Raw genomic sequence first — 2,232 nt, forward strand, 5'->3', positions numbered from 1 at the left:
GCGGTTCACGCCGCTGTTGATCGACGCGGCCCGGCCGTGCCGCCACAGCCCGAGCGACAGGTGGTTCACCGATGAGACGTATGTGAAGGTCGCCGGGCGCTGGACGTACGTGTACCGGGCGATCGACCAGTTCGGCCAGGTCATCGACGTCCTCGCCTCCGAAAGACGCGATCTGGCGGCGGCGCGCCGGTTCTTCACCCGGGCACTGGCACACGGGTGGCGGCCGGTCGAGGTGACCACCGATCGGGCCGCGGCTTACCCGCGGGTCCTCGACGAGCAGCTTCCGGCCGCCCACCACATAGATGCCCGGTATGCGAACAACACGATCGAAGCCGATCACGGCCGGCTGAAGGCCCGGCTGCGGCCGATGCGCGGGCTGAAACGGCTGCGCTCCACCCAGGTGATCGGTTCCGGGCACGCCTTCGTTCAGAATCTTCGCCGCGGCCACTACGAACTCGGCGTCGACGCCGAGCCCCATCTCCGGCTCGCAGCAGCGTTCACCGAGCTCGCGCAGGCCATCTGATCAGGCCGCCAACCTGACCCTGTCGTGCCTCGGGCCGGCCCAACGCAACAGAGCCGCCGGGCCACACTCCGCCGGGCAGTTCGTCGGGGCGCAGGCCCCGAAGATGCCCGTCCTGCGGTGGCCTGATCATAACCATTCGCGGGAGGACAAGCTGCGACGAGTGGACGCCACTCTCCGGGCGAGCGCGGCGTCGCTGACCTGGATAGGTGGGGCGGGCGGGCTCACAGGGCGGTTGCGCGGTCGGTGATGCGTCAGCCGGCGGCGGTTCGGACGAGGGTGACGTCGGTGCGGGCGGGCGCGGATGCGGTCTTGTGGGCGAGCACCGTGCCGTCGGCGCCGAGGAAGTCGTAGGCGGCGGTCTGCTCGACGACTCGCAGCACGACGCGGTCGGGCCTTTCGTCGGTGATCTGCAGGTTGAGGGTGCGGGTTGCCAGGTGGGAGACGTGCGCGAAGCGGCCGGTGATGTCGCGCAGCAGGGCGAGGTCGGGCGGGAGCGGTCAGCCGCTGAGCCAGGTTCCCATGGTGAGCGGGTCGAAGCCCCGCCACCAGCGGACCAGGGTCACCGCGTTCGAGCCCTGCACACTGACCGCGACCGGGACGGCGTCGTAGGCCCAGAGGACGACGAACTGGCGGTTGGCCCAGAAGCACAGCAGGGCACCGCCCTGGCCGCCCTGGGGCGGGATCCACCGGCCGACGGCCGGTGCGCCAGCGTCGCAGGAGCCCGGGGTGGGCACGTTGACGGTCAGGAGGTCAAGGCGGCGGTCCAGTGCCGATCGGTCCGGGAAGTGCCAGGCGTACACGAACCGGCCGTCGGAGGCCGCGCAGCGGACGGCGGCGTCCGGATAGGTGCTGTTGGCCGCCGGATCGACCCGGATGCAGCGGGTCATGGTCACGGGGTTGAGCAGCGCCCGCAGCGCCTGGTCGGCCGACAACCCGGCCGCCGGGTGCGGCACCGGCGAGGTCCTCGGTGGCACTGTCGACGGTGGCACGGTCGGCGACGCCGACGCCGACGCCGGGGCCGGGTCGGTCGAGGTCGCGGTCGCCGGCCGTGGGGTGAGAGTGGCCGTTCCCAGGGGGACGGGCGTCGGCGCGCCATCCGGGCTGCCCGGCGGGGGCAGGCGGCTGCCGAGCAGGATCACGGCGGCGATAGCGGCAACGAGGGTGACGCCGACCGCCGTCGGCCTGCGGCGCGCCTGCCGCCACCGGTGCTGGCTGGCACGGGCCGGGGCGGCACTGTCCCGGCCAGGGTTGTGACTGTCCATCAGGTCTCCGCTTACAGCGTGCCGGACCCGCCTTCGGTGACGTTCTTCAGACCGGCGTGACGGCGAGGCCGAGTGCCGATGAGTATGTGCCACCGCAGCGGTCAGTAGTTCGTCGTTTCAACGGATAGTGGCAGTCGCCCGGCACCGCTCGAAGATCCAGAAAGGGACCTCATGCCGAAAGTCGTAACGATCGGTTACGGCGATCGTCCGGGATATGACAGCACAGCCTCATCCGTCCGCGACGAGGCGCACGCGCACGACGGCCGCCTGCGTCGCGGCGGAGTGCTCATGGGGATCGCCGGCGCGCCGGTCCAGGTTCGCAACCACGACGCCGTGCGCGTAGAGACCGACAGGGGCGCGTTCCCGCGGTCCCCGCGGCTCTGTTGCGTTGGCGGTGCACAGCGGTCGGGCCATCCGCTCAGGCATGATCGAGTAGTGCGTCGTCGG

The 2,232-nt window shown here is 71.5% G+C and carries 4 protein-coding genes; 1 reads left to right on the forward strand and 3 read right to left on the reverse strand.

Annotated elements, in window-relative coordinates:
• On the forward strand, positions 1-523 hold a 523-nt coding region (locus BCD49_RS34775; protein ID WP_071042359.1), incomplete at its 5' end, for an IS6 family transposase.
• A 251-nt stretch (positions 524-774) separates the two neighbouring features.
• On the opposite strand, the gene BCD49_RS46020 is transcribed toward BCD49_RS34775, so the two are convergent.
• The 3 genes from BCD49_RS46020 to BCD49_RS44625 form a co-directional block, all read right to left on the reverse strand.
• A complete protein-coding gene (locus tag BCD49_RS46020) occupies positions 775-903 on the reverse strand; it encodes a hypothetical protein (protein WP_007515075.1) in 129 nt (42 codons plus the stop codon).
• A 117-nt stretch (positions 904-1,020) separates the two neighbouring features.
• Positions 1,021-1,785 (reverse strand): hypothetical protein, encoded by a 765-nt coding sequence (locus BCD49_RS43830; protein WP_007515076.1) that lies wholly within the window; start codon positions 1,783-1,785, stop codon positions 1,021-1,023.
• A gap of 228 nt (positions 1,786-2,013) precedes the next feature.
• Positions 2,014-2,232 (reverse strand): hypothetical protein (locus tag BCD49_RS44625; protein WP_206744939.1); only part of this gene is annotated, 219 nt, incomplete at its 5' end.

The sequence above is a fragment of the Pseudofrankia sp. EUN1h genome, assembly GCF_001854645.1.
Taxonomy (GTDB): domain Bacteria; phylum Actinomycetota; class Actinomycetes; order Frankiales; family Frankiaceae; genus Pseudofrankia; species Pseudofrankia saprophytica.